Here is an 18,954-nt window from a genome sequence, read left to right as displayed (position 1 = left end):
TCCCCGACCGCCGGGAGGTCCGATGGACACCGCTCCGTCCGTAGTCGTGTTCGACGTGAACGAGACCCTGTCGGACATGGGACCGATGGCGCAGCGCTTCACCGACGTCGGGGCACCCGGGCACCTGGCCAGGCTGTGGTTCACCACCCTGCTGCGCGACGCCTTCGCGCTCACCGCCGCCGGTGGTCGGCGGCCCTTCGCCGAGCTGGCCGTCACCTCGCTGCACACCGTCCTGCACGGCCTGGACCTCGACCGCGGGCTGCCCGACGCCGTCGACCACGTGATGACCGGGTTCAGCCGGCTGGGGCTGCACCCCGACGTCCCCGAGGGCGTCCGGGCACTGCGTCGCTCCGGTCTCCGGCTGGCCACGCTGTCCAACGGGTCGGCCGCGGTCGCCGAGCGGCTGCTCACCGACGGCGGCCTCCGCGCGGAGTTCGAGGCGCTGCTCTCGGTGGAGCAGGCCGGCGCCTGGAAGCCCGCCCGCGCGGCCTACGAGCACGCCGCCCGCAGCTGCGGCGCCGAGCTCGCCGACATGATGATGGTCGCCGTCCACCCGTGGGACGTCGACGGTGCCGCCCGCGCCGGCATGAGCACCGCCTGGATCGACCGGGACGGCGCTCCCTACCCGGAGGTCTTCACCCCGCCGACGGTGACCGCCGACAGCCTCACCGGCCTCGCCGCGCAGCTGACCGGGGACGGCTTCCGGCGATGAGCGACGCGGCGGGCGCGGGAGGGGTCAGAACAGCGCGGCGGTGAGCGCCCGGCGGGCCGGGCCCACCCGCGGGTCGTCGTCGCCGACGATCCCGAAGAGCTCGACCAGGTGCTTGCGGGCCATGTCGCGGTCCTCACCGGCGGTGCGGCGCACCACGGCGAGCAGCCGCTCGAACGCCGCCTCGACGTTGCCGGTCCCCAGCAGGAAGTCCGCCGCGCGGGTCTGGGCGGCGACGTCGTCGGGAGCCGCGTCGGCCGCCTGCAGCGCGTCCGGGCCGGCCTCCTCGGCGCGGCGGAACAGCTGCACCTGGCGGAGCGCGAGACCGGCGACCGGGTGGTCGGGCTCGGCGTCGAGGATCGCCTGGTAGGCGGCCTCGGCCGCGGCCAGGTCACCGCGGTCGAGCGCGGCCTCGGCGGCGTCCAGCCGCGGGTCCTCGGGCTCCCCCGGGTCGATGTCCCCGGCTCCGCCGGGCAGCGCCCCGCCGGTGGTGGCGGCGACCAGTTCGGTGACGAACTGGCGGGCCTGCTCCTCGGGGATGGCGCCGGTGAACTCGGCGACCAGCTGTCCCTGCCAGACGGCCTTGACCGCCGGGATGCCCTGCACCCGCAGGCCCTGGGCCAGCGCGGGGTTGGCGTCCACGTCGACCTTGGCGAGCACCCAGCTGCCGGCGCCCTCGGCGGCCAGCCGCTCCAGCACCGGCGAGAGCTGCTTGCACGGCCCGCACCACTCGGCCCACAGGTCGAGCACCACGGGGACCTGGAAGGAACGGTCGAGCACCTCGCTCTGGAAGGTCGCCTCGTCGACGTCGACGACGACGCCGCCGGGGGTCCCGGCCGGCGCGGCGGCGGTGGGCGGGGGCGCTGTCTGGGCGCGGGCGGCCGCCTCCGAGCGGGCCTTGACGGCCGCGAGGTCGACCGCGCCGGCCAGCGAGGCCGCCATCCGGGCCTGCTGGGCCTGGGCGCGCGGGTCGGGTCGAGCGGGACGGTTCGGCTGCATGACCTCGATCATCCCACCGCGCCCGTCGCGGCGCCGCAGCCCGTCCCCGGCGGCCTCCACCGTCGAGGTGCGGCCGACCCGGAACGGCTCGACCGGCTACTCGCCGCAGGATGGCGGGTGGTGTTGGGAACGGCGCAGGACCTGTTGCGTCCGGAGCGCCTACTGGCCCGCGTCGCAGCCGCGTTGGCAACCTGACCGCGCATCCCGCGCCGGCGGCTTCTCGCAGGGGTCCGCCGCGAGCTCGCGAGCGGTGGAGGGCGGGGAGGTCCTTCGTCAGCCGGCAGGTGCGGGGCGCAGTCGGGGGACGCGCCGGACGCCGAACACCTCCCGGAGGGCCACCTGGGCGGCGTTGTCCCCGCAGGCGCCGTGCACCGCCGGACCGGGCGGCGTGGCCGCGGAGGCGAGGTAGGTGCCGCGGACCGGCGTCTTGTAGGTGTTCCACCGCGGCACCGGCCGCGCCAGCATCTGGCGCAGCGAGGCCTCGCCGTTGGAGATGTCCCCTCCGACGTGGTTGGGGTTCCACTGCTCCATCTGCGGCGCGTTCTTGGTGACCCGGGCGACGATGGTGTCCCGGAACCCGGGCGCGAACCGCTCGATCTGCCGCTCCATGGCCTCGGTCATGTCGACGTCGGACCCGTGCGGCACGTGCACGTAGGCCCAGAACACGTGCTCGCCGCCCGGTGCCCGGGTCGGGTCGGGCACGGTCGGCTGCACGGCGAGCACGTACGGCCGGTCGGTCAGCCGGCCCGCGGCCGGCGCCGACTCGCCCTCGATCGTCTCGGCCAGCGTGCCAGCGACGTGGATCGTGCCGGCCCGGCGGACGTCGGGGTTGGTCCACGGCACGGGCTCGGACAGCAGCCAGTCGACCTTGAAGACGCCGGGCCCGTGCCGGTACCGCTGCACCCAGCGGCGGTAGCCCTCGTGCACCCGGTCCCCGGCCATCGCCACGAACGCGCTCGGGGTGGTGTCCAGCAGCACGGCCGGGACGCCGTCGAACTCGCGCAGGTCGGTGACCTCGTGCCCGGTGACCACCTCCCCGCCCTGCTGCTCCAGGGCGGTGACCATGGCGTCGGCGAGCCGCTGGGAGCCGCCCTCGACCAGGGGCCAGCCGGCGTGGTGGGCGAGCATGCCGAGCACCATCCCCAGCCCCGCGGTCAGCGGTCGCCGCAGGTCCAGCATGCCGTGCGCTGCCGCTCCAGCGATCAGCGCCTGGGCGGCCTCGGTGTCGAAGTACCGGCGGGCCAGCCAGCTGACGTTCGGCAGCGCGTTGAGCGCGAAGTGGGTGATCGACCCGACGCTGCGCGTGGGCAGCCGCCGCAGCCGGCTGGTGAGGAAGAAGTCGATGACGTCGTCCCCGTGGTCGACCAGCGGCTGGAACAGCCGGCGGTACGCAGCGCCGTCGGGCCCCAGCCGGGCCGCCGTCTCCTCCAGCGAGCCGACGGACACCGCGGCGCGGCCGCCGTCCAGCGGATGGGCGTAGGCGACCTCGGGCTGCACCAGCCGGACACCCCGGGAGGGCAGGTCGAACTCCCGGAAGAACGGCGCGGCCGCGCCCATCGGGTGCACGGTCGAGCAGACGTCCATCCGGACGCCGGCGCGGACCGGCTCCTCGGTGCGCATCCCCCCGCCGGGCCGGTCGGCCCGCTCGACGACCCGCACGGACAACCCGGCCGCGGCCAGCCGCAGGGCGGCGGCCAACCCGTTGGGACCCGATCCGACGACGACGGCGTCCGGTGTGCCGTTCACTGACTCAGCCCGTCCACGGAGCCATCGTGCCGGGCCGGGCTCAGAGGCGCCCGACGAGCTCGTCCGCCGCGCGGTGCGGGTCGGTCCGGCCGGCGGCCACCTCCTCCGCCAGGGCAGCAAGCGCCGCCGGTCCCCCGTCGCGGCCCAGCCGGTCGCGCAGCACGGTCAAGGCCAGCGCCTCGACCTCGCGGGCGGCCCGGGCCACTCGCCGCCGCCCCAGCTCACCGCTGGCCTCCAGCCAGGCCCGGTGCGCCTCGACCGCGGCGAGGACGCCGTCCATCCCGTCGTCGTCCTCCCGGGTGGCCACTGTGCGCAGCACCGGCGGTTCCCAGCTGCCGGCCGGCCGCTCGCCCAGGGCCAGCATGCCGCGGAGCTCGCGCACGGTCCGGTCGGCGCCGTCCCGGTCGGACTTGTTGACCACCAGGACGTCGGCGACCTCCATGATCCCGGCCTTCGCGGCCTGGATGCCGTCGCCGGCGCCAGGGGCGAGCAGCACGAGCGTGGTGTCGGCCAGCGAGGCGACGTCGAGCTCGGACTGGCCGACGCCGACCGTCTCGACCAGCACCACGTCGCACCCCGCTGCGTCGAGCACCCGCAGCGCCTGGGGGGTCGCCCAGGCCAGGCCGCCCAGGTGGCCGCGGGTGGCCATGGAGCGGATGAAGACCCCCGGGTCGCCGTCGTGGTCGGCCATCCGCACCCGGTCACCGAGGAGGGCCCCGCCGGAGAACGGGGACGACGGGTCGACCGCCAGCACCCCGACCCGCTGGCCGCTCCGGCGCAGCGCCCGGACCAGCGCGGTGGTGGTCGTCGACTTGCCGACCCCCGGTGGACCGGTGAGCCCCACCACGCGGGCCCGGCCGGTGTGCGGCGCCAGCGCGGCGGCGACCTCGCGCAGCAGCGGGCTGTCGGTCTCGATCAGCGAGATCAGCCGGGCGACCGAGCGGGGGTCACCCTCCCGGGCCCGCTCGACGAGCGTGCCGACGTCGGCGTCCCGCCGTCCCCGCCGGCCGGCCGGGCCCGCCGGCCCGGCCGGGCCCGCCGGCCCGGCCGCCGGGTCGGTCAACGAGCGGGTACGTGGAGGACGAGCGCGTCGCCCTGGCCGCCGCCGCCGCAGAGCGCGGCCGCGCCGACCCCACCGCCGCGGCGGCCGAGCTCCAGGGCGAGGTCCAGCACGATGCGGGCACCGCTCATCCCGATCGGGTGGCCGAGGGCGATGGCCCCGCCGTTGGGGTTCACCTTCTCCGGGTCGATGCCCAGCTCCCGCGTGGAGACGATGGCCACCGCGGCGAAGGCCTCGTTGAACTCCACGAGGTCGAGGTCCTTCGGGTCGATGCCCTCGCGGGCACAGGCCTTGGCGATCGCCCGCGACGGCTGCTCCTGCAGCGAGGCGTCCGGGCCGGCCACCACGCCGTGGGCGCCGATCTCCGCCAGCACGGTGCAGCCGAGCTCGGCGGCCTTCGCCGCGGACATGACGACGACCGCGCAGGCGCCGTCGGAGATCTGCGAGGCGGTGCCGGCGGTGATCGTGCCGTCCTTGGCGAAGGCGGGCTTGAGCTTGGACAGGCTCTCGGCGGTGGTGTCGGGCCGGACGCCCTCGTCCTCACGGAACTCGATCGGGTCGCCCTTGCGCTGCGGGATGAGGACGGGGGTGATCTCGGCGTCGAAGACGCCGTCCTTGGCCGCGCGGGCGGCCTTCTGGTGGCTCTCCGCGGCGAAGGCGTCCTGCTCCTCGCGGGTCAGGTCGTACCGGGAGTTGGTCTGCTCGGTGAGCGCACCCATGGCCACCTGGTCGAACGTGTCCGACAGCCCGTCGTGGGCCATCGAGTCGACCAGGGTCGCGTTCCCGAACTTCGTGCCGGTGCGCGACCCCGGCAGCAGGTGCGGGGCCTGGCTCATCGACTCCATGCCGCCGGCGACGACGACGTCGAACTCGCCGGCGCGGATGAGCTGGTCGGCCAGCGCGATGGCGTCCATGCCGGAGAGGCAGACCTTGTTGAGGGTGAACGACGGCACCGACATCGGGATGCCGCCGGCGACCGCGGCCGGGCGGGCCGGGTTCTGTCCGGCCCCGGCCTGGAGGACCTGGCCCATGATCACGTAGTCGACCTGGTCGCCGGTGATGCCGGCGCGCTCGAGCGCGGCCTTGATGGCCACGCCGCCGAGGTCGGCGGCGGAGAAGTCCTTCAGCGAACCGAGCAGCCGCCCCATCGGGGTGCGGGCCCCGCTCACGATCACGGACCGGGACTGCGTGGGCTGGCTCATCGAGGCCTCCAGTGGGCGGGCCGCCCTCGTCGGCGGCACCTCCGGGATGGCGGCACGTGGGCCACGCGACGCCGCGGGAATCCCCCGAGGATAAGCCGCCCGGGCAAGGGTCCGGCCCTGTCGTGACCGACGTCACGTCGTCCTGCCCGTCCGGAGAGGTGTCGGCCCGGGTGCCCGACCGGCACGATGCGGGAGGTGACCGACGCTGCGCACACCGGGATCCCCGCCGGGCTGTTCACCACCATCGACCACGTCGGCATCGCGGTGCCCGACCTGCGGGAGGCCATCGCCTTCTACGAGCTGGCCTTCGGCATCACCTCCGTGCACGAGGAGGTCAACGAGGAGCAGGGCGTGCACGAGGCGATGCTGGCGGTCGGGGACGGCGAGACCCGGATCCAGCTGCTGGCACCGCTGACGCCGGACTCGACGATCGCGAAGTTCATCGGGCGGTCCGGCCCCGGCCTGCAGCAGCTGGCGTTCCGGGTGGCGGACGTCGAGGCCGCCAGCGCGACCCTGCGCGAGCGGGGGTTGCGCCTGCTCTACGACGTGCCGCGCCGCGGCACGGCGGGCAGCCGGGTGAACTTCGTGCACCCCAAGGACGCCGGCGGGGTGCTGGTCGAGCTGGTGCAGCCCGCCACCGAGCACTGAGCTGCTCTGTCCCTACGCATTACCGGTCAGTAACCTCCGGCCGACCGCACTGCCCTCCGAGCCAACGACGACCCGGGAGCACGCATGGACCAGATCAGGGACGCGATCCTCGCCGACCACCTCGAGGACATGGGCGGCCTGGCCGTCCCGGAGTCCTACCGGGCGGTCCTGGTGCGCAAGGACGAGCAGGACATGTTCGCCGGACTGCCCGCCAGGGACAAGGACCCGCGCCAGGCGCTGCACGTGGAGGAGGTGCCGACCCCGGAACTGGGCCCGGGCGAGGCGCTGATCGCGGTGATGGCGTCCTCGGTGAACTACAACACCGTGTGGACGTCGATCTTCGAACCGGTGTCGACGTTCGGGTTCCTGGCCCGCTACGGCCGGCTGTCCTTCCTCACCAAGAAGCACGACCTGCCCTACCACGTGGTGGGCTCGGACCTGGCCGGCGTCGTCCTGCGCGTGGGTCCGGGGGTCAACCGGTGGAAGCCCGGGGACGAGGTGGTCGCGCACTGCCTGTCGGTGGAGCTCGAGGACCCGGCCGGCCACGACGACACGATGCTGGACCCGCAGCAGCGGATCTGGGGGTTCGAGACCAACTTCGGCGGGCTGGCCGAGCTGTCCCTGGTGAAGTCCAACCAGCTGATGCCCAAGCCCGCGCACCTGACCTGGGAGGAGGCCGCCTGCCCGGGGCTGGTGAACTCCACCGCCTACCGGCAGCTGGTCAGCCACAACGGCGCGAACATGAAGCAGGGCGACGTCGTCCTGATCTGGGGCGCCTCCGGCGGCCTGGGGTCCTACGCCACCCAGATGGCCCTCAACGGCGGGGCGACCCCGGTGTGCGTGGTCTCCAGCCCGGAGAAGGCCGAGATCGTGCACTCGATGGGCGCGGAGCTGGTGATCGACCGCTCCGCCGAGGGCTACCAGTTCTGGAAGGACGAGGAGACCCAGGACCCCAAGGAGTGGCAGCGCCTGGGCGCGAAGATCCGCGAGCTGACCGGCGGGGACGACGCCGACATCGTGTTCGAGCACCCCGGCCGGGAGACCTTCGGCGCCAGCGTCTACGTCGCCAAGAAGGGCGGCACGATCGTCACCTGCGCCTCCACCAGCGGCTTCCTGCACCAGTACGACAACCGCTACCTGTGGATGAACCTCAAGCGGATCATCGGGTCCCACTTCGCCAACTACCGCGAGGCCTGGGCGGCCAACCGGCTCATCGACCGCGGGCTGATCCACCCCACGCTGTCCAAGACCTACGCCATGGACGACGTCGGCCAGGCCGCCTGCGACGTCCACCGCAACCTGCACCAGGGCAAGGTCGGCGTCCTCACCCTCGCCCCTCGCGAGGGGCTCGGCGTCAAGGACACCGAGAAGCGCGAGAAGCACCTCACCGCGATCAACCGCTTCCGCGACGTCTGAGGAAGGACCCCCCTGCCCCCCGCCACTCGCACGCTCGCGGCGGGACCCTGCAGGGGGGCCTGCGAGGCGGCCTGACCTCGCCCCTGCGAGGGCCGCACCTCGCGGGGGTCGACGGTCGGTGAGGGGTCCGTGACGGGGAGCTGGTGACCCCGGGTGGACAGCCCTTCCGCCGCGAGGGAGGGCTGCTGGGGGCCTCCGCCTGCAGCGACGGATCCGCTGACCCTGTCCGGGATCAATGCGAGGATGCAGTCCATGAGCGACGCCCACCACGACATGCTGCCCCTGCGTGGAGCCGGCCCCTCCTTCGACGTCGTGCGCAAGGGCTACGACCGGGACCAGGTGGCCGAGGCGCTGGAACGGCTCGAGGCCGACATGCACGTCGCGCTGGCCGACCGGGACGCCGCCCTCGCGCGCTCGGCGGACCTCGCCGGGCAGCTCTCGGCGCTGCACGGCGAGGTGGAGTCGCTGCGTCGCCGCGCGGCCAGCGCCGGCGCGCCGACGTTCGAGAACATGGGCGAGCGCATCTCCAACATGCTCCGGCTGGCCGAGGAGGAGGCGGCGGAGATCCGCCGCTCGGCCGAGGAGCACTCGCTGCAGCTGCGGCAGTCCGCGGCCGCCGAGGCAGAGGCGGTGCGGGAGCGGGTCGCGGGCGAGGAGCGGGCGTTCGGCGAGCGGCAGGCGGCCAGCCGGGCCGAGGCCGAGCGGCTGGTCACCGAGGCCCGCCAGCACGCCGAACAGATCGCCGCGAAGGCGCAGGCGCGCGCCGACGAGCTCGTGCACAAGGCGCAGGAACGCGTCACCGGGCTCGACGCCCACGCCCAGGCCCGGCGGGCCAAGATCGAGGAGGACTTCGAGATCGCCCAGCGGGCCCGGCGCACCGAGGCCGCCCGGGCCGAGGAGGAGCGCGAGGCCTCCTCGATCGCGGCGGCCGAGCAGCGGGTCGCGGCTGCCGACCAGCACGCGGTCCGGACCGTGGCGGCAGCCGAGGAACGCGCCGCACGGACCGTGAGCGAGGCCGAGGCTGCCGCGGCCGCGATCCGGGCCGTACGCGACGACCTGACCCGGCGGCTGGCCGAGGTCCGCCAGCTGCTGCGCGGTCTGCCCGACCTCAGCGACCGGGACGTCCCGGCCCCAGGCGATGGCCAGGCAGCTGCGTCCGGCCAGGCCCAGCCGGGCCCCGCCCAGTCCGGGCCTGCCCAGGGCGGCCCCGCCGGTGCGGGCGCGCCGCCCACCGAGGCGATCGTCACCGAGGCGGTCGTGCCCTCCGCCCCGTCCACCCACGGCGCGACCGCCGTGGGCGCTCCCGCGCAGCAGCCGGCCCCCCAGCAGGTCCCCCCGGGGCAGGCCGGGCCGGGACGTCCTGACCCGTCCTTCCGGCCCCAGCCCACCCAGCGGCAGACGCCACCGGTGCCGGCCGCAGGGGCACGCACCGGCGACCCGGCGACCGCGACCCTGCCCGCCGCCGGTACGCAGCAGCCGGCGGGACGACCCTCGTCGTCCTGACCGCGACGCTCCTCCTGACCCCGACGCCGGGCTGCGGCTCCGCGGCGTGACGGCGCGCCCGGGGTCCCGGTGGCCCGAGCGACGGGCGCATGCCACAGTCGTGTCCGGCGACCCGGGTTCCGGCTCCGGGACCTGGACCGCGAGGGCTGACCGCGCGCTGACGCCGCGTCCGCGCTCGGACGCCGGGAGGAGCTGTGCACGTGCCGGACCGTCCGCCCAGACCGGCTCCGGTCGACGCCGCCTCCGCCGCGGGGCCTGCTCGCTCCGCCGAACCCGCCTCGACCGGCGCTCGTCCCGGCGGTGCGACCGACGACCCGTTCGGCTCGGACCAGGCCGACCCCGACCGGCCCCCGACCGGCGCGGCGCTCCCGGACCGGCCCCTCCCCGAGCAGGCGCCTCCGGACGCGGGCCCGCTGGACGCGACGCCCGCCACCGACCGGGACACCGCCCAGCCCGTTCGGCACCCGTCCATCTCCGACGCGACGGCGGACGACATCGGAGAGGTCGGCGGCGAGGGGACCGCTGACGCCGGCAGTCCGGAACCGGACGTCCCGGAGGAGCCGCCGCTGGTCGCGCCGCGGGCCCGGCACCGGCCGCCGCGCTCGTCCTTCCTCCCCGAGCCGCGGCTCGGCGTGCTGTGGCCGGTGGCCGCGCTGGCCGCCGTGGGGTTGCTGGGCGCGAGCACGCTGCGCGGCCGGCCCCTGCCCGACGACGGCGGGCTGACCGCCCCGGCCTTCGACCTGCTGCGCGGCGGGAGCGACCTGGCCGTGCTGGCGCCGGAGTCGGTCGGAGCGGTGCACGCGGCGGTGTACGCCACGGTGGCCCGGGCGTTCCAGCGGCACGAGACGCTGGCCGGCGCCGGGCGGGAGCTCATGCTCGCGGTGCTGCTGGCCTCCGCGGTGCTCGTCTGGCGCACCACCCGCCGGCTGGGCGCCGGGGACCTCGCGACGGCGGTGGCGGTGCTCGCGTTCGGCGCCGTGCCCTGGCTGGCCCCGGCGCACGCCACCGGCGGACCGGCGGCGCTCGCCGCCGGGTGGCTGCTGGTGGTCGGCTGGTTGCTGGCCCCGGGCCGTCCCTCCCCGGCCGCCTGGGCCGCGGCCTCCCTGGCCGCTGTGCTCGCGGTCTTGATGGCGCCCGACACGCTCGTGCTCGTCCTGGCCGCGCTCGCCGCGGCCGTCGGCACCGGACAACTGCGTCCGGGGTGGTCGGCAGGCCGCCGGACGACGGTCACGGCCCTGCTCGTCGCCGGCACCGCCGGCGCGCGGCTGGCGCTGCCCGGATGGGACCCGCAGGCCGCGGACCCGGGCCGCTGGGCGGCGACGACGTCGGGGCTGGTGGCCGTGGGCCTCGTCGTCCTCGGGACCGGGGTGCTGACCGCGCTGTGGCGGCCCCGGTTGCAACCGGTCGGCATCGCCGTGGCCGTGACCACCGTGCTGGCCGTCCTGCCGCCGTCAGGCCGGCTGCCCGCGCTGCTGGTGTGCCTGCCGGTCGCCGCCGTGCTCGCCGGTGTGCTGGCCGACGGGCTGGTCTCCGCCGCGCCGGCTCCGGCGTCCGCCGGGCGGCGACGCCGCCGCCGCGCGCGACCGTCCTGGGTCCCCGGCGCGGTCGTCACCGCTGCCCTGGGCCTGGCGCTGATCGGCGGCGTCGCCGCGTTCCTCACCGTCCCCGGCAGCGACTTCGGCGCCACCGCGACCGGGCGGCTGGCCGGCTGGGCCGCCGAGCAGCTGCCGGAGGGCAGCCGGCTGTCGGTGCCCGCGACCCTGGGCGCCGAACTGGTGCACGCCGGGATGGACCCCGACCAGCTGGGCAACGCTGTGGACCCGCAGCTGGCCGCGACCTCCGAAGAGGGCACGGTGCTCCGGGTGGTGACCGGGGAGCCCCCGGCCGGGAGCGCTCCGGTCGCCCGGCTGGACGGCGCCGACGGCGTGCCCGCGCTGACCGTCGTCCACCCCGACCCGGTCGCCCCGACGACCGAGGAGGTCGAGCGCCGCCGGGTGCTCGGCGAGGCCCTGGCGGCGAACCCGACGACGCTGGCCGGCGAGGACGTCCGTGCCGTGCTGGCGAGCGGAGAACTGGACCCCCGCCTCATGTCCCTGCTGGCCGGCATCGGCGCGGCGTCGGGGATCGGGCTGGAGGGCCTCCCCGTCGTCCCGGGCGAGGAGGGCAGGACGCTGCCCCGGTACGCGGTGCTCACCAGCGTCGGCGGCGTCCCGATCGCGGGCGACGCGCTGCAGACCGAACGGGTACTCACCCTGCTCCGGGCCCAGCGGCCGCCCTACACCCCGGACGTCGTGCGCGAGGTCGGGGACGGTCTGCTGGTCGGTTACCGTTACGTCCCGGATCCGGACGCCGTCCTCACCCGGGCCGGCGTCGGCTGATCCGGCGGCGTCCGAGATGCGATCACCGGCGCCGACGGGTACACGTGTTGTGTCACCGAGCGGTCGCGCACCGCAATCCCTCGCACCGTGCCACCCACCTCGCTCCCCCGAGCGTGTCCACTGGAGGAACCCCATGGCCCGGTCGACCCGAGCCCTCCTGCTCGCCCTGATGGTCGCGGTGCTGTCCACCGCGGGCGGGACCCCCGCAGGCGCGGCTCCGGCCGACCAGACCGGCCTGGTCCGGATGATGCACCTGTCCCCGGACACCCCCGCCGTGGACGCCTACATCGACTCGGTCTCCGACCCCTCGGCCAAGGTGGTGCTGCCGGCGGTCACCTACGGCGACGTCTCCTCCTACCAGTCCGTCCCCGCCGGCACCTACACGGTCAGCGCCCGGGCCGCGGGCGCCGACCCGGCGAGCCCGCCGGTCCTCGGCATCACGGTCACCGTCACCCCTGGCACCGCCACCACCGTCGCCGGGGTGGGCTACTTCGCCGACCTGGGCTTCGCCGTGCTCGAGGACGACCTGACCCTGCCGCCGGCCGGCCAGTCCCGCGCCCGGGTCATCAACGCCGCCGGCACCGCGTCCTCGCTCGACCTGACGCTGGCCGACAAGGGGCCGCTCGCCGAGGGCCTCGCCTTCGCCACGAACAGCGACTACGTCGACGTCCCCGGCGGTGCGGGCAAGCTGAGCGTCGCCGGCGGCGCGGCCCCCGCCGACCTGCCCGTCGACCTGTCCGCCGGGTCGGTGTACACCGTGCTGGTGCTCGACAGCGACGGGGGCGGACTGACCGTGGAGACGGCGCTGGACGCCGCCAGCCCGGGTGTCGTCCCGGCCGGTGGCGTGGAGACCGGCGCCGGCGGCGCGGCTGCCGCCAGCGGCTGGACGATCGTCGGCTTCGCCGCCGCCACCGTCTCCGCCGTCGCGCTGCTGGTCACCGTGCTCCTGCGCCGGCCGGACCGCGGCCGGGCGCCGCGGCACGCCGCCTCCTGACCCGGCCGGTGGGCAGGCACGCTGCCCGCCCCGGACGGCTGGTCGGCCGGCTCCGGTGGGGGCTGGCCGCCGTCGTGGTCACCGCCGGGACCCTCGCGCTGGTCGCGCCCGGCGGTGACCCCGGCACCCCGGTGCCGGCCAGCACCGCGGGCTCCCCGCCGGCGCCGGTGCTGCTGCGCGCCCCCGAGGCGGAGCCGGCGGCGACGCCCGAGGAGGTGACCATCCCGGCCATCGGGGTGCGGAGCACCCTCGCCGACCTCGGGATCGACGAGGCCGGGGCGCTCGTGCCGCCCACGGACTTCGACCAGGCCGGCTGGTTCTCGGCGGGCACAGTGCCCGGGGAGGTGGGGCCTGCGGTGATCGCCGGGCACGTCGACTCCTACACCGGGCCGGCGGTGTTCTTCCGGCTGGAGGAGCTGGTCGTGGGCGACGCCGTCCTGGTGCGGCGCAGTGACGGCCGGGACGTCGAGTTCCGGGTCACCCGGGTGGCCCAGTACCCGAAGGACGACTTCGCCACGGCCGAGGTCTACGGCCCGACCACCGGACCCGAGCTCCGGCTGATCACCTGCGGAGGCAACTTCGACACCGGCCGGCGCAGCTACCGGGACAACGTGGTCGTCTACGCCACCGCCACATGATGAAGGACCCGTCCTCCTCACCCCTCGCACGCTCGGGATGAGCCTCGGGACGGGGCCGTCTAACGGCGGCGGTCCCGGGCCCGCCAGCAGGCGGTGTGCCAGTGCCGCCGGAGGTCGGCCGCGGAGTCGGTGTCCCACGGGTCCAGGTCCGAGTCCCGGGCGTAGGCCGGCCAGCTCACCACGTGCGGGGTGCGCGGCCGGATCTCCTGGTCGCAGCCCGGGCAGCGGTAGGTCTTGTCACTGCCCGCCCCGGGGACCGCCCGCACCGCCCAGTCCCCGTCGGCGGCCTCCTCGACCGGCTGCCGCCGAGGGGGCAGCTGCCCACCGCCGGGCCGTCCGGAGCGGGCCTGACCCGGCCCCCGGCGCGGATTGCCTCGGCGGGGCACCGGCTCAGCGCGCGGAGTGGTCGCGGAAGCCGCGACCGGCCTTGCGCCCGAGGTAGCCGGCGGTCACCAGGTGCTCGAGCAGCGGTGCTGGCGCGAAGCCGGGCTCACGGAACTCGGTGTACAGCTCCCGCTCGATGGCCAGCGCCACGTCCAGGCCGACCACGTCGAGCAGCTCGAAGGGGCCCATCGGGTAGCCGCAGCCGACCTTCATCGCCGCGTCGATGTCGTCGGCGGTGGCGTAGTGGGCCTCGAGCATCTTCACCGCGTCGTTGAGGTACGGGAACAGCAGCGCGTTCACGATGAACCCGGCCCGGTCCGCGCACGCGACGGCGTGCTTGCCCAGCTGGGCGCAGAAGGCGTGTGCGGTGGCGGCGACGTCCGGCGCGGTGGCGATCGTGGAGACCACCTCGACGAGCTTCATCACCGGGGCGGGGTTGAAGAAGTGCAGGCCCACCACGTCGGCGGGGCGCTCGCTGGCCTTGGCGCACTCGATGACCGGCAGGCTCGAGGTGGTGGTGGCCAGCACCGCACCGGGCCGGACGATCTCGCCCAGGGCGGCGAACAGGGCCTGCTTGACGCCCAGGCTCTCCACCACGGCCTCGACGACCAGGTCGGCGTCGGCGAGGTCGTCGAGCCGGGTGCAGCCGGTGACCTGGGCCAGCGCGGCGTCCCGCTCGTCCTCGGTGAGCCGGCCGCGCAGGACCTGCTTGTCCAACGACCGGGCCAACGCCGCCTGCACGCCCTCGACCTTCTCCGGGGTGCGCGCCACGAAGGTCACCGGGAGGCCGGCCTTGGCGACCACCTCGACGATCCCGGCGGCCATGGTGCCCGAGCCGACGACACCGACCGTCCGCACCGGCCGGGCGCCTGCCGCGGCCTCGGTCTCGGTGGGGGTCTGCGCGTCCGGCACGACCTCGGCGGAGTCCCGCTCGGCGTAGGTGTAGAAGCCGCGGCCGGACTTCCGGCCCATCAGCCCGGCGGTCATCATCTGCTTGATCAGCGGGCTGGGGGCGTGCAGCCGGTTGCGCGACTGCTGGTACATCGTCACGAGGATCTCGTAGGCGGTGTCGATGCCGATCAGGTCCATCAGTGCCAGCGGGCCCATCGGCAGGCCGCAGCCCAGCCGCATCGCGGCGTCGATGTCCTCACGGCTGGCGTAGCGGGCCTCGTACATGGAAACCGCGTGGTTCAGGTAGCCGAAGAGCAGCGCGTTGGCGATGAAGCCGGCCTTGTCGCCGATCGTCACGTCGACCTTGCCCAACCGGGCGGCCAGCGCCTCGACGTCGTCGACCACCGACGGCTCGGTGACGACCGTGCGCACCACCTCGACCAGCTTCATCACCGGCGCGGGGTTGAAGAAGTGCATCCCGATGACCTTGCCCGGGCGCCCGGTGGTCACCGACAGCTCGGTCACCGACAGGCTGGAGGTGTTGGTCGCCAGGATGGTGTCCGGCGGGCAGATGGTGTCCAGCGCGCTGAACACCTGTGCCTTGAGCTCCATCCGCTCGGGGATGGCCTCGACGACGAGCTCGGCCTCGGACAGGTCCTCCAGCCGGGTGGTGAGGCTGATGCGGGACAGGATGGCGTCCCGATCGGCCGGGTCCAGCTTGCCGCGTGACACGGCGCGCCCGGTGGAGTGCTCCAGGTGCTGACGCCCCCGCTGCACGGCCGCGTCGTCGACGTCGACCGCGGTGACGTGCAGACCGGCGCGGGCCAGCACCTCGGCGATGCCCGCGCCCATGGTCCCCAGCCCGACGACCCCGACCTCGCTCAGTTCCCTGGCCACCCCGGGAGTCTCCCACGGCCCCCTGCAGGGCCCCGCCGCGAGCGTGCGAGTGGTGGGGGGCGGGGGTCCGCTTCCTAGAAGAGCCGCGCGGACGGGTCGTCGGTGCCCTTGAGGACGGCGTAGTCGACCGTCACGCAGTCGATGCCGCGGTCGGTGGCGAGCACCCGGGCCTGCGGCTTGATCTCCTGGGCGGCGAAGACGCCCTTCACCGGGGCCAGCAGCGGGTCCCGGTTGAGCAGCTCCAGGTAGCGGGTGAGCTGCTCGACGCCGTCGATCTCCCCGCGCCGCTTGATCTCCACCGCGACGACGGCACCCGCGGCGTCCCGGCAGAGCAGGTCGACCGGGCCGATCGCCGTCGGGTACTCCCGACGCACCAGCGACCAGCCGGGCCCGAAGGTCTCCACGTGCAGGGCCAGCAGCCGCTGCAGCTCGGCCTCGACGCCGTCCTTCTGCAGGCCGGGGTCGACGCCGAGCTCGTGCCGGGAGTCGTGCTCGACCGACTCGATGGTGATGACCAGCTGCTCACCGGCCTTGTTCGTCACCGTCCACGTCCCGGCGCCGTCCACCAGCTCGTCCTTGAGCGTGCACGGCGGGGTCATCCAGTTCAGCGGCTTGTAGGCGCGGTCGTCGGCGTGCACGGACACCGAGCCGTCGGCCTTGACCAGCAGCAGCCGGAGGGCGGTGGGGAGATGGGCCGTGAGCCGCCCGATGTAGTCCACGGAGCAGCGGGCGATGACCAGACGCACGGACGCCGACGCTACCGGGTGGCCGGGAACTCCCCCGCGGGCCACGGCGTCTTCCCGGCATGAGTCCCGCCCGCGCGGCCCGGTCGGCGGGCGCGCTCGGCCTGGCGCTGCTGCTGTGCGCCTGCGCCCAGCGCGCCGGCGGGGCCCCGGCGCCGGGCCCGGCCCCGCAGCTGCCGCACGATCCGGACGCCCTGGTCCTGCAGGTCGGCCACACCGGCGGCTTCGTGACCCCGGAGATGCTGGCCGCCCGGCTGCCGCTGGTCAGCGTGTACGCCGACGGCCGGGTGGTCACCGAGGGACCGGTCATCGCCGTGTACCCCGGGCCCGCCTGGCCCAACGTGCAGGTCCAGCAGATCGACCCGGCGGGGGTGGCGACCCTGGTCGAGCGGGCCCAGGAGGCCGGGGTGACCGAGACCGGCGACCTGGGCACCCCACCGCTCGCCGACGTGCCCAGCACCCGGTTCACCCTCACGACGGCGGCGGGCACGACCGTGCGCGAGGTGTACGCGCTCGCCGAGTCCGCGGGGATGGACGCCGGCAGCAGCGGGCTCACCGAGGAGCAGCTGGCGGCCCGAGCGGAGCTGCGCGGCCTGATGGACACACTGACCGACCTGCCGGGCCCGCTCGGTCCCGACGCGGTCCCGGCGGCGGTGCCCTACGAGCCCTCGGCCGTGGCCGCCGTCGTCCGGCCGTGGACGGCGGCCGACCAGGAGGCCGCGCCGGACCTGCCGCAACCGGAGGCGCGGTGGCCCGGGCCGCCGCTGCCCGGCCAGCCGCTCGGCCCGCTCCCGGACCTGACCTGTGTGACCGCGACCGGTGACCAGGCGCCGGCGCTGGCGACCGCCGCGCGGGAGGCGAACCGGCTGACGCCGTGGGTCACCGACGACGGCGCGCGCTGGGCGGTGACCTTCCGCCCGCTGCTCCCGCACGAGTCCGGTTGCGCCGACCTCAGCGGCGCATGAAGGACCCTCCTGCCCCCCACCGCTCGCAAGCTCGCGGCGGGCCCCTGCAGGAGGGCCGCCCGTGAGCCCGAGGGACGGGGTCCTTGACTAGTCGGTCCAGACCGGGCGGCGCTTCTCCAGGAAGGAGCTCATCCCCTCCCGGGCACCGTCCAGCTGGCTGGCCGCCGCCATGACCTCGACCGCGATGGCGTAGGCGTCGTGCTCCGGACGGTCCAGCTGGGCGTACATGGTCTGCTTGCCCCAGGCCTTGCTCGCCCGCGAGCCGCGGGTGGCCCGACCGAGCAGGTCCGCGACGGCCCCGTCCAGCTCGGCGTCGGGCACCACCCGGTTGACCAGGCCCCACTCCAGCGCCGTCCGGGCGTCGATGACGTCACCGGTCAGCGCGAGCTCCATGGCCCGCTTGCGCCCGACGTTGCGGGCGATGGCGACCATCGGGGTGTGGCAGAACCAGCCGCCCTTGCCGCCGGGAGCGGCGAAGCCGGCCGACTCCGCGGCGACGGCGAGGTCGCAGGACGCCACCAGCTGGCAGCCTGCCGCGGTGGCCAGTGCGTGCACGCGCGCGATGACCACCTGCGGGACCGACTGGACGGCGTTCATCAGCTCGGTGCACAGCAGCAGCAGGCTGCGCACCTCGCCCACCGGGCGTCCGACGACGTCGGCGAAGTCGTGCCCGGCGCTGAACACCGGCCCCTCCCCGGCGAGGACCAGGCCGGTCGCGTCGCTCTCCCCCGCGGCGGTGATCGCCGCCAGCAGCTGGGTCAGGTGCTCGCGGGACAGCGCGTTGCGCTTGGGTCCGCGCGTCATGGTGATGCAGATGGTGTCGCCCGAGCGCTCGACACGGGGCGCCCCGTCGGAGCTGGTCACCGGTCCTCCTCCTCGCCGCGGCCGTGCGCCTCCCCGGTGGGTCCGGGGTCGCCGGCACGGGGCCGTCCCACCGAGCCCACCACGTCGGCGGCCGGCGGGCAACGCCCGCCTGCTCCTGCCGGCAGTAGCAGGCGGGCGACGGTGCGCGCCGGGCCGCTGGAGGGGACGCTCGGAGCCGTGACCACCCCCGAGCCGTTGAGCCCCACCGCGCCGCGGCCGGTGACCCGCACGGTCTTCACCCAGGGCTGGCGGGACGTCACCTTCCTGCACTGGGCGGTGGAGCCCGCCGTCGTCGCGCCGCTGCTGCCGCCGGGCACGGTGCCCGACGTGCACGACGGCGCCAGCTACGTGGGGCTGATCCCGTTCCGGATGCGCCGGATCGGCCTGCTCGACACCTGGCCTGCCCTGGGTCGGGTCGTTCGCCGAGACCAACGTGCGGCTGTACTCGGTGGACGCGCAGGGCAGGCGCGGAGTCGTCTTCCGCTCCCTGGAGGCCGAGCGGCTGCTGCCGGTGCTCGCCGCCCGCTGGGTCGCGCGGCTGCCCTACCTCTGGGCCCGGATGTCGGTGCACCGCGACGGCGCCGAGATCGGCTACCGGTCCGCGCGGCGCTGGCCGGGCCCGCGGGGCGCCGGCTGCCGGATCACCGTCCGGGTCGGGGAGCGGCTGGCCGACCCCGGCCCGCTCGCCCGCTTCCTGACCGCCCGGTGGGGGCTGCACCGGCCCGCCGCCCGCGGCCCGGTGTACTGGCCCAACGAGCACCCCGAGTGGCCGCTGCACTCGGCGGAGCTCCTGGAGCTCGACGAGTCGCTGCTTGTCCCGGCCGGACTACCCGGCCGCGGCGGCGCCCCGGACAGCGTGCTGTTCTCCCCCGGCGTCGACGTCCGGTTCGGCCCCTACCTGCGCTGAGCGCCCCGAC

At 75.6% G+C, this 18,954-nt stretch carries 17 protein-coding genes and 1 pseudogene; 9 read left to right on the top strand and 9 right to left on the bottom strand.

Annotated features, from left to right (window positions below):
- Positions 1-22 precede the first annotated feature (22 nt).
- A complete protein-coding gene (locus ACWIX6_RS05655) occupies positions 23-712 on the top strand; it encodes a haloacid dehalogenase type II (protein WP_448615864.1) in 690 nt (229 codons plus the stop codon).
- Between the two features lie 24 nt (positions 713-736).
- Here ACWIX6_RS05655 and ACWIX6_RS05650 read toward each other — a convergent pair whose 3' ends face one another.
- The 4 genes from ACWIX6_RS05650 to ACWIX6_RS05635 all read right to left on the bottom strand — a co-directional run bounded on the left by ACWIX6_RS05650 (position 737) and on the right by ACWIX6_RS05635 (position 5,716).
- Positions 737-1,708: a tetratricopeptide repeat protein gene (locus tag ACWIX6_RS05650; RefSeq protein ID WP_448615863.1), complete on the bottom strand. Its 972-nt coding sequence runs from the start codon at positions 1,706-1,708 to the stop codon at positions 737-739.
- Positions 1,709-1,981: 273 nt separating this feature from the next.
- Positions 1,982-3,454 carry a phytoene desaturase family protein gene (locus ACWIX6_RS05645; RefSeq protein ID WP_448615862.1) on the bottom strand — a complete coding sequence of 491 codons (1,473 nt, stop codon included), beginning with the start codon at positions 3,452-3,454 and terminating at the stop codon, positions 1,982-1,984.
- A gap of 40 nt (positions 3,455-3,494) precedes the next feature.
- Positions 3,495-4,517 carry a methylmalonyl Co-A mutase-associated GTPase MeaB gene (meaB, locus tag ACWIX6_RS05640; RefSeq protein WP_448615861.1) on the bottom strand — a complete coding sequence of 341 codons (1,023 nt, stop codon included), beginning with the start codon at positions 4,515-4,517 and terminating at the stop codon, positions 3,495-3,497.
- A complete protein-coding gene (locus ACWIX6_RS05635; protein ID WP_448615860.1) occupies positions 4,514-5,716 on the bottom strand; it encodes an acetyl-CoA C-acetyltransferase in 1,203 nt (400 codons plus the stop codon). The genes meaB and ACWIX6_RS05635 overlap by 4 nt, the downstream gene beginning before the upstream one ends.
- Positions 5,717-5,911: 195 nt before the next feature.
- Here ACWIX6_RS05635 and mce point away from each other — a divergent pair, with 195 nt between their 5' ends.
- The 6 genes from mce to ACWIX6_RS05605 all read left to right on the top strand — a co-directional run bounded on the left by mce (position 5,912) and on the right by ACWIX6_RS05605 (position 13,293).
- Positions 5,912-6,364 (top strand): methylmalonyl-CoA epimerase, encoded by a 453-nt coding sequence (gene mce, locus ACWIX6_RS05630; protein WP_448615859.1) that lies wholly within the window; start codon positions 5,912-5,914, stop codon positions 6,362-6,364.
- A gap of 84 nt (positions 6,365-6,448) precedes the next feature.
- Positions 6,449-7,780, top strand: a complete 1,332-nt coding sequence (gene ccrA, locus ACWIX6_RS05625; RefSeq protein WP_448615858.1) for a crotonyl-CoA carboxylase/reductase — start codon at positions 6,449-6,451, stop codon at positions 7,778-7,780.
- Positions 7,781-8,032: 252 nt separating this feature from the next.
- The gene (locus tag ACWIX6_RS05620) at positions 8,033-9,283 is read left to right on the top strand and encodes a DivIVA domain-containing protein (RefSeq protein ID WP_448615857.1); all 1,251 of its coding nucleotides are present in this window, start codon (positions 8,033-8,035) and stop codon (positions 9,281-9,283) included.
- 200 nt (positions 9,284-9,483) lie between these two features.
- Positions 9,484-11,661: a hypothetical protein gene (locus ACWIX6_RS05615; RefSeq protein ID WP_448615856.1), complete on the top strand. Its 2,178-nt coding sequence runs from the start codon at positions 9,484-9,486 to the stop codon at positions 11,659-11,661.
- 133 nt (positions 11,662-11,794) lie between these two features.
- Entirely contained in the window at positions 11,795-12,655 is an 861-nt protein-coding gene (locus tag ACWIX6_RS05610) for a DUF4397 domain-containing protein (RefSeq protein ID WP_448615855.1), read from the top strand.
- An 8-nt stretch (positions 12,656-12,663) separates the two neighbouring features.
- Positions 12,664-13,293 (top strand): class F sortase, encoded by a 630-nt coding sequence (locus tag ACWIX6_RS05605; RefSeq protein WP_448615854.1) that lies wholly within the window; start codon positions 12,664-12,666, stop codon positions 13,291-13,293.
- Positions 13,294-13,352: 59 nt separating this feature from the next.
- Here ACWIX6_RS05605 and ACWIX6_RS05600 read toward each other — a convergent pair whose 3' ends face one another.
- From ACWIX6_RS05600 to nucS, 3 genes are all read right to left on the bottom strand, one after another.
- Positions 13,353-13,559, bottom strand: coding sequence for a hypothetical protein (locus tag ACWIX6_RS05600; protein ID WP_448615853.1), 207 nt, complete (start codon positions 13,557-13,559; stop codon positions 13,353-13,355).
- A gap of 124 nt (positions 13,560-13,683) precedes the next feature.
- The gene (locus tag ACWIX6_RS05595; RefSeq protein ID WP_448615852.1) at positions 13,684-15,465 is read right to left on the bottom strand and encodes a 3-hydroxyacyl-CoA dehydrogenase family protein; all 1,782 of its coding nucleotides are present in this window, start codon (positions 15,463-15,465) and stop codon (positions 13,684-13,686) included.
- 74 nt (positions 15,466-15,539) lie between these two features.
- Positions 15,540-16,211 carry an endonuclease NucS gene (gene nucS / locus ACWIX6_RS05590; protein WP_448615851.1) on the bottom strand — a complete coding sequence of 224 codons (672 nt, stop codon included), beginning with the start codon at positions 16,209-16,211 and terminating at the stop codon, positions 15,540-15,542.
- A 59-nt stretch (positions 16,212-16,270) separates the two neighbouring features.
- Between nucS and ACWIX6_RS05585 the strand changes: the two genes are divergently transcribed.
- The gene (locus tag ACWIX6_RS05585; protein ID WP_448615850.1) at positions 16,271-17,173 is read left to right on the top strand and encodes a hypothetical protein; all 903 of its coding nucleotides are present in this window, start codon (positions 16,271-16,273) and stop codon (positions 17,171-17,173) included.
- Between the two features lie 87 nt (positions 17,174-17,260).
- On the opposite strand, the gene ACWIX6_RS05580 is transcribed toward ACWIX6_RS05585, so the two are convergent.
- Positions 17,261-18,037: an enoyl-CoA hydratase-related protein gene (locus tag ACWIX6_RS05580; protein ID WP_448615849.1), complete on the bottom strand. Its 777-nt coding sequence runs from the start codon at positions 18,035-18,037 to the stop codon at positions 17,261-17,263.
- Complete coding sequence (locus ACWIX6_RS05575) at positions 18,034-18,297, bottom strand: hypothetical protein (RefSeq protein WP_448617028.1); 264 nt, start codon at positions 18,295-18,297, stop codon at positions 18,034-18,036. Before ACWIX6_RS05575 ends, ACWIX6_RS05580 begins: the two co-directional genes overlap by 4 nt.
- Here ACWIX6_RS05575 and ACWIX6_RS05570 point away from each other — a divergent pair.
- Positions 18,179-18,944 (top strand): annotated as a pseudogene (locus tag ACWIX6_RS05570) (YqjF family protein). The gene ACWIX6_RS05575 and the pseudogene ACWIX6_RS05570 sit on opposite strands and share 119 nt — an antisense overlap.
- Positions 18,945-18,954 lie beyond the last annotated feature (10 nt).

It is taken from the genome of Modestobacter sp. URMC 112 (assembly GCF_053502575.1).
Note: the sequence above shows the minus strand (reverse complement) of the source record. Positions and strands in the feature narration are given on the sequence as shown.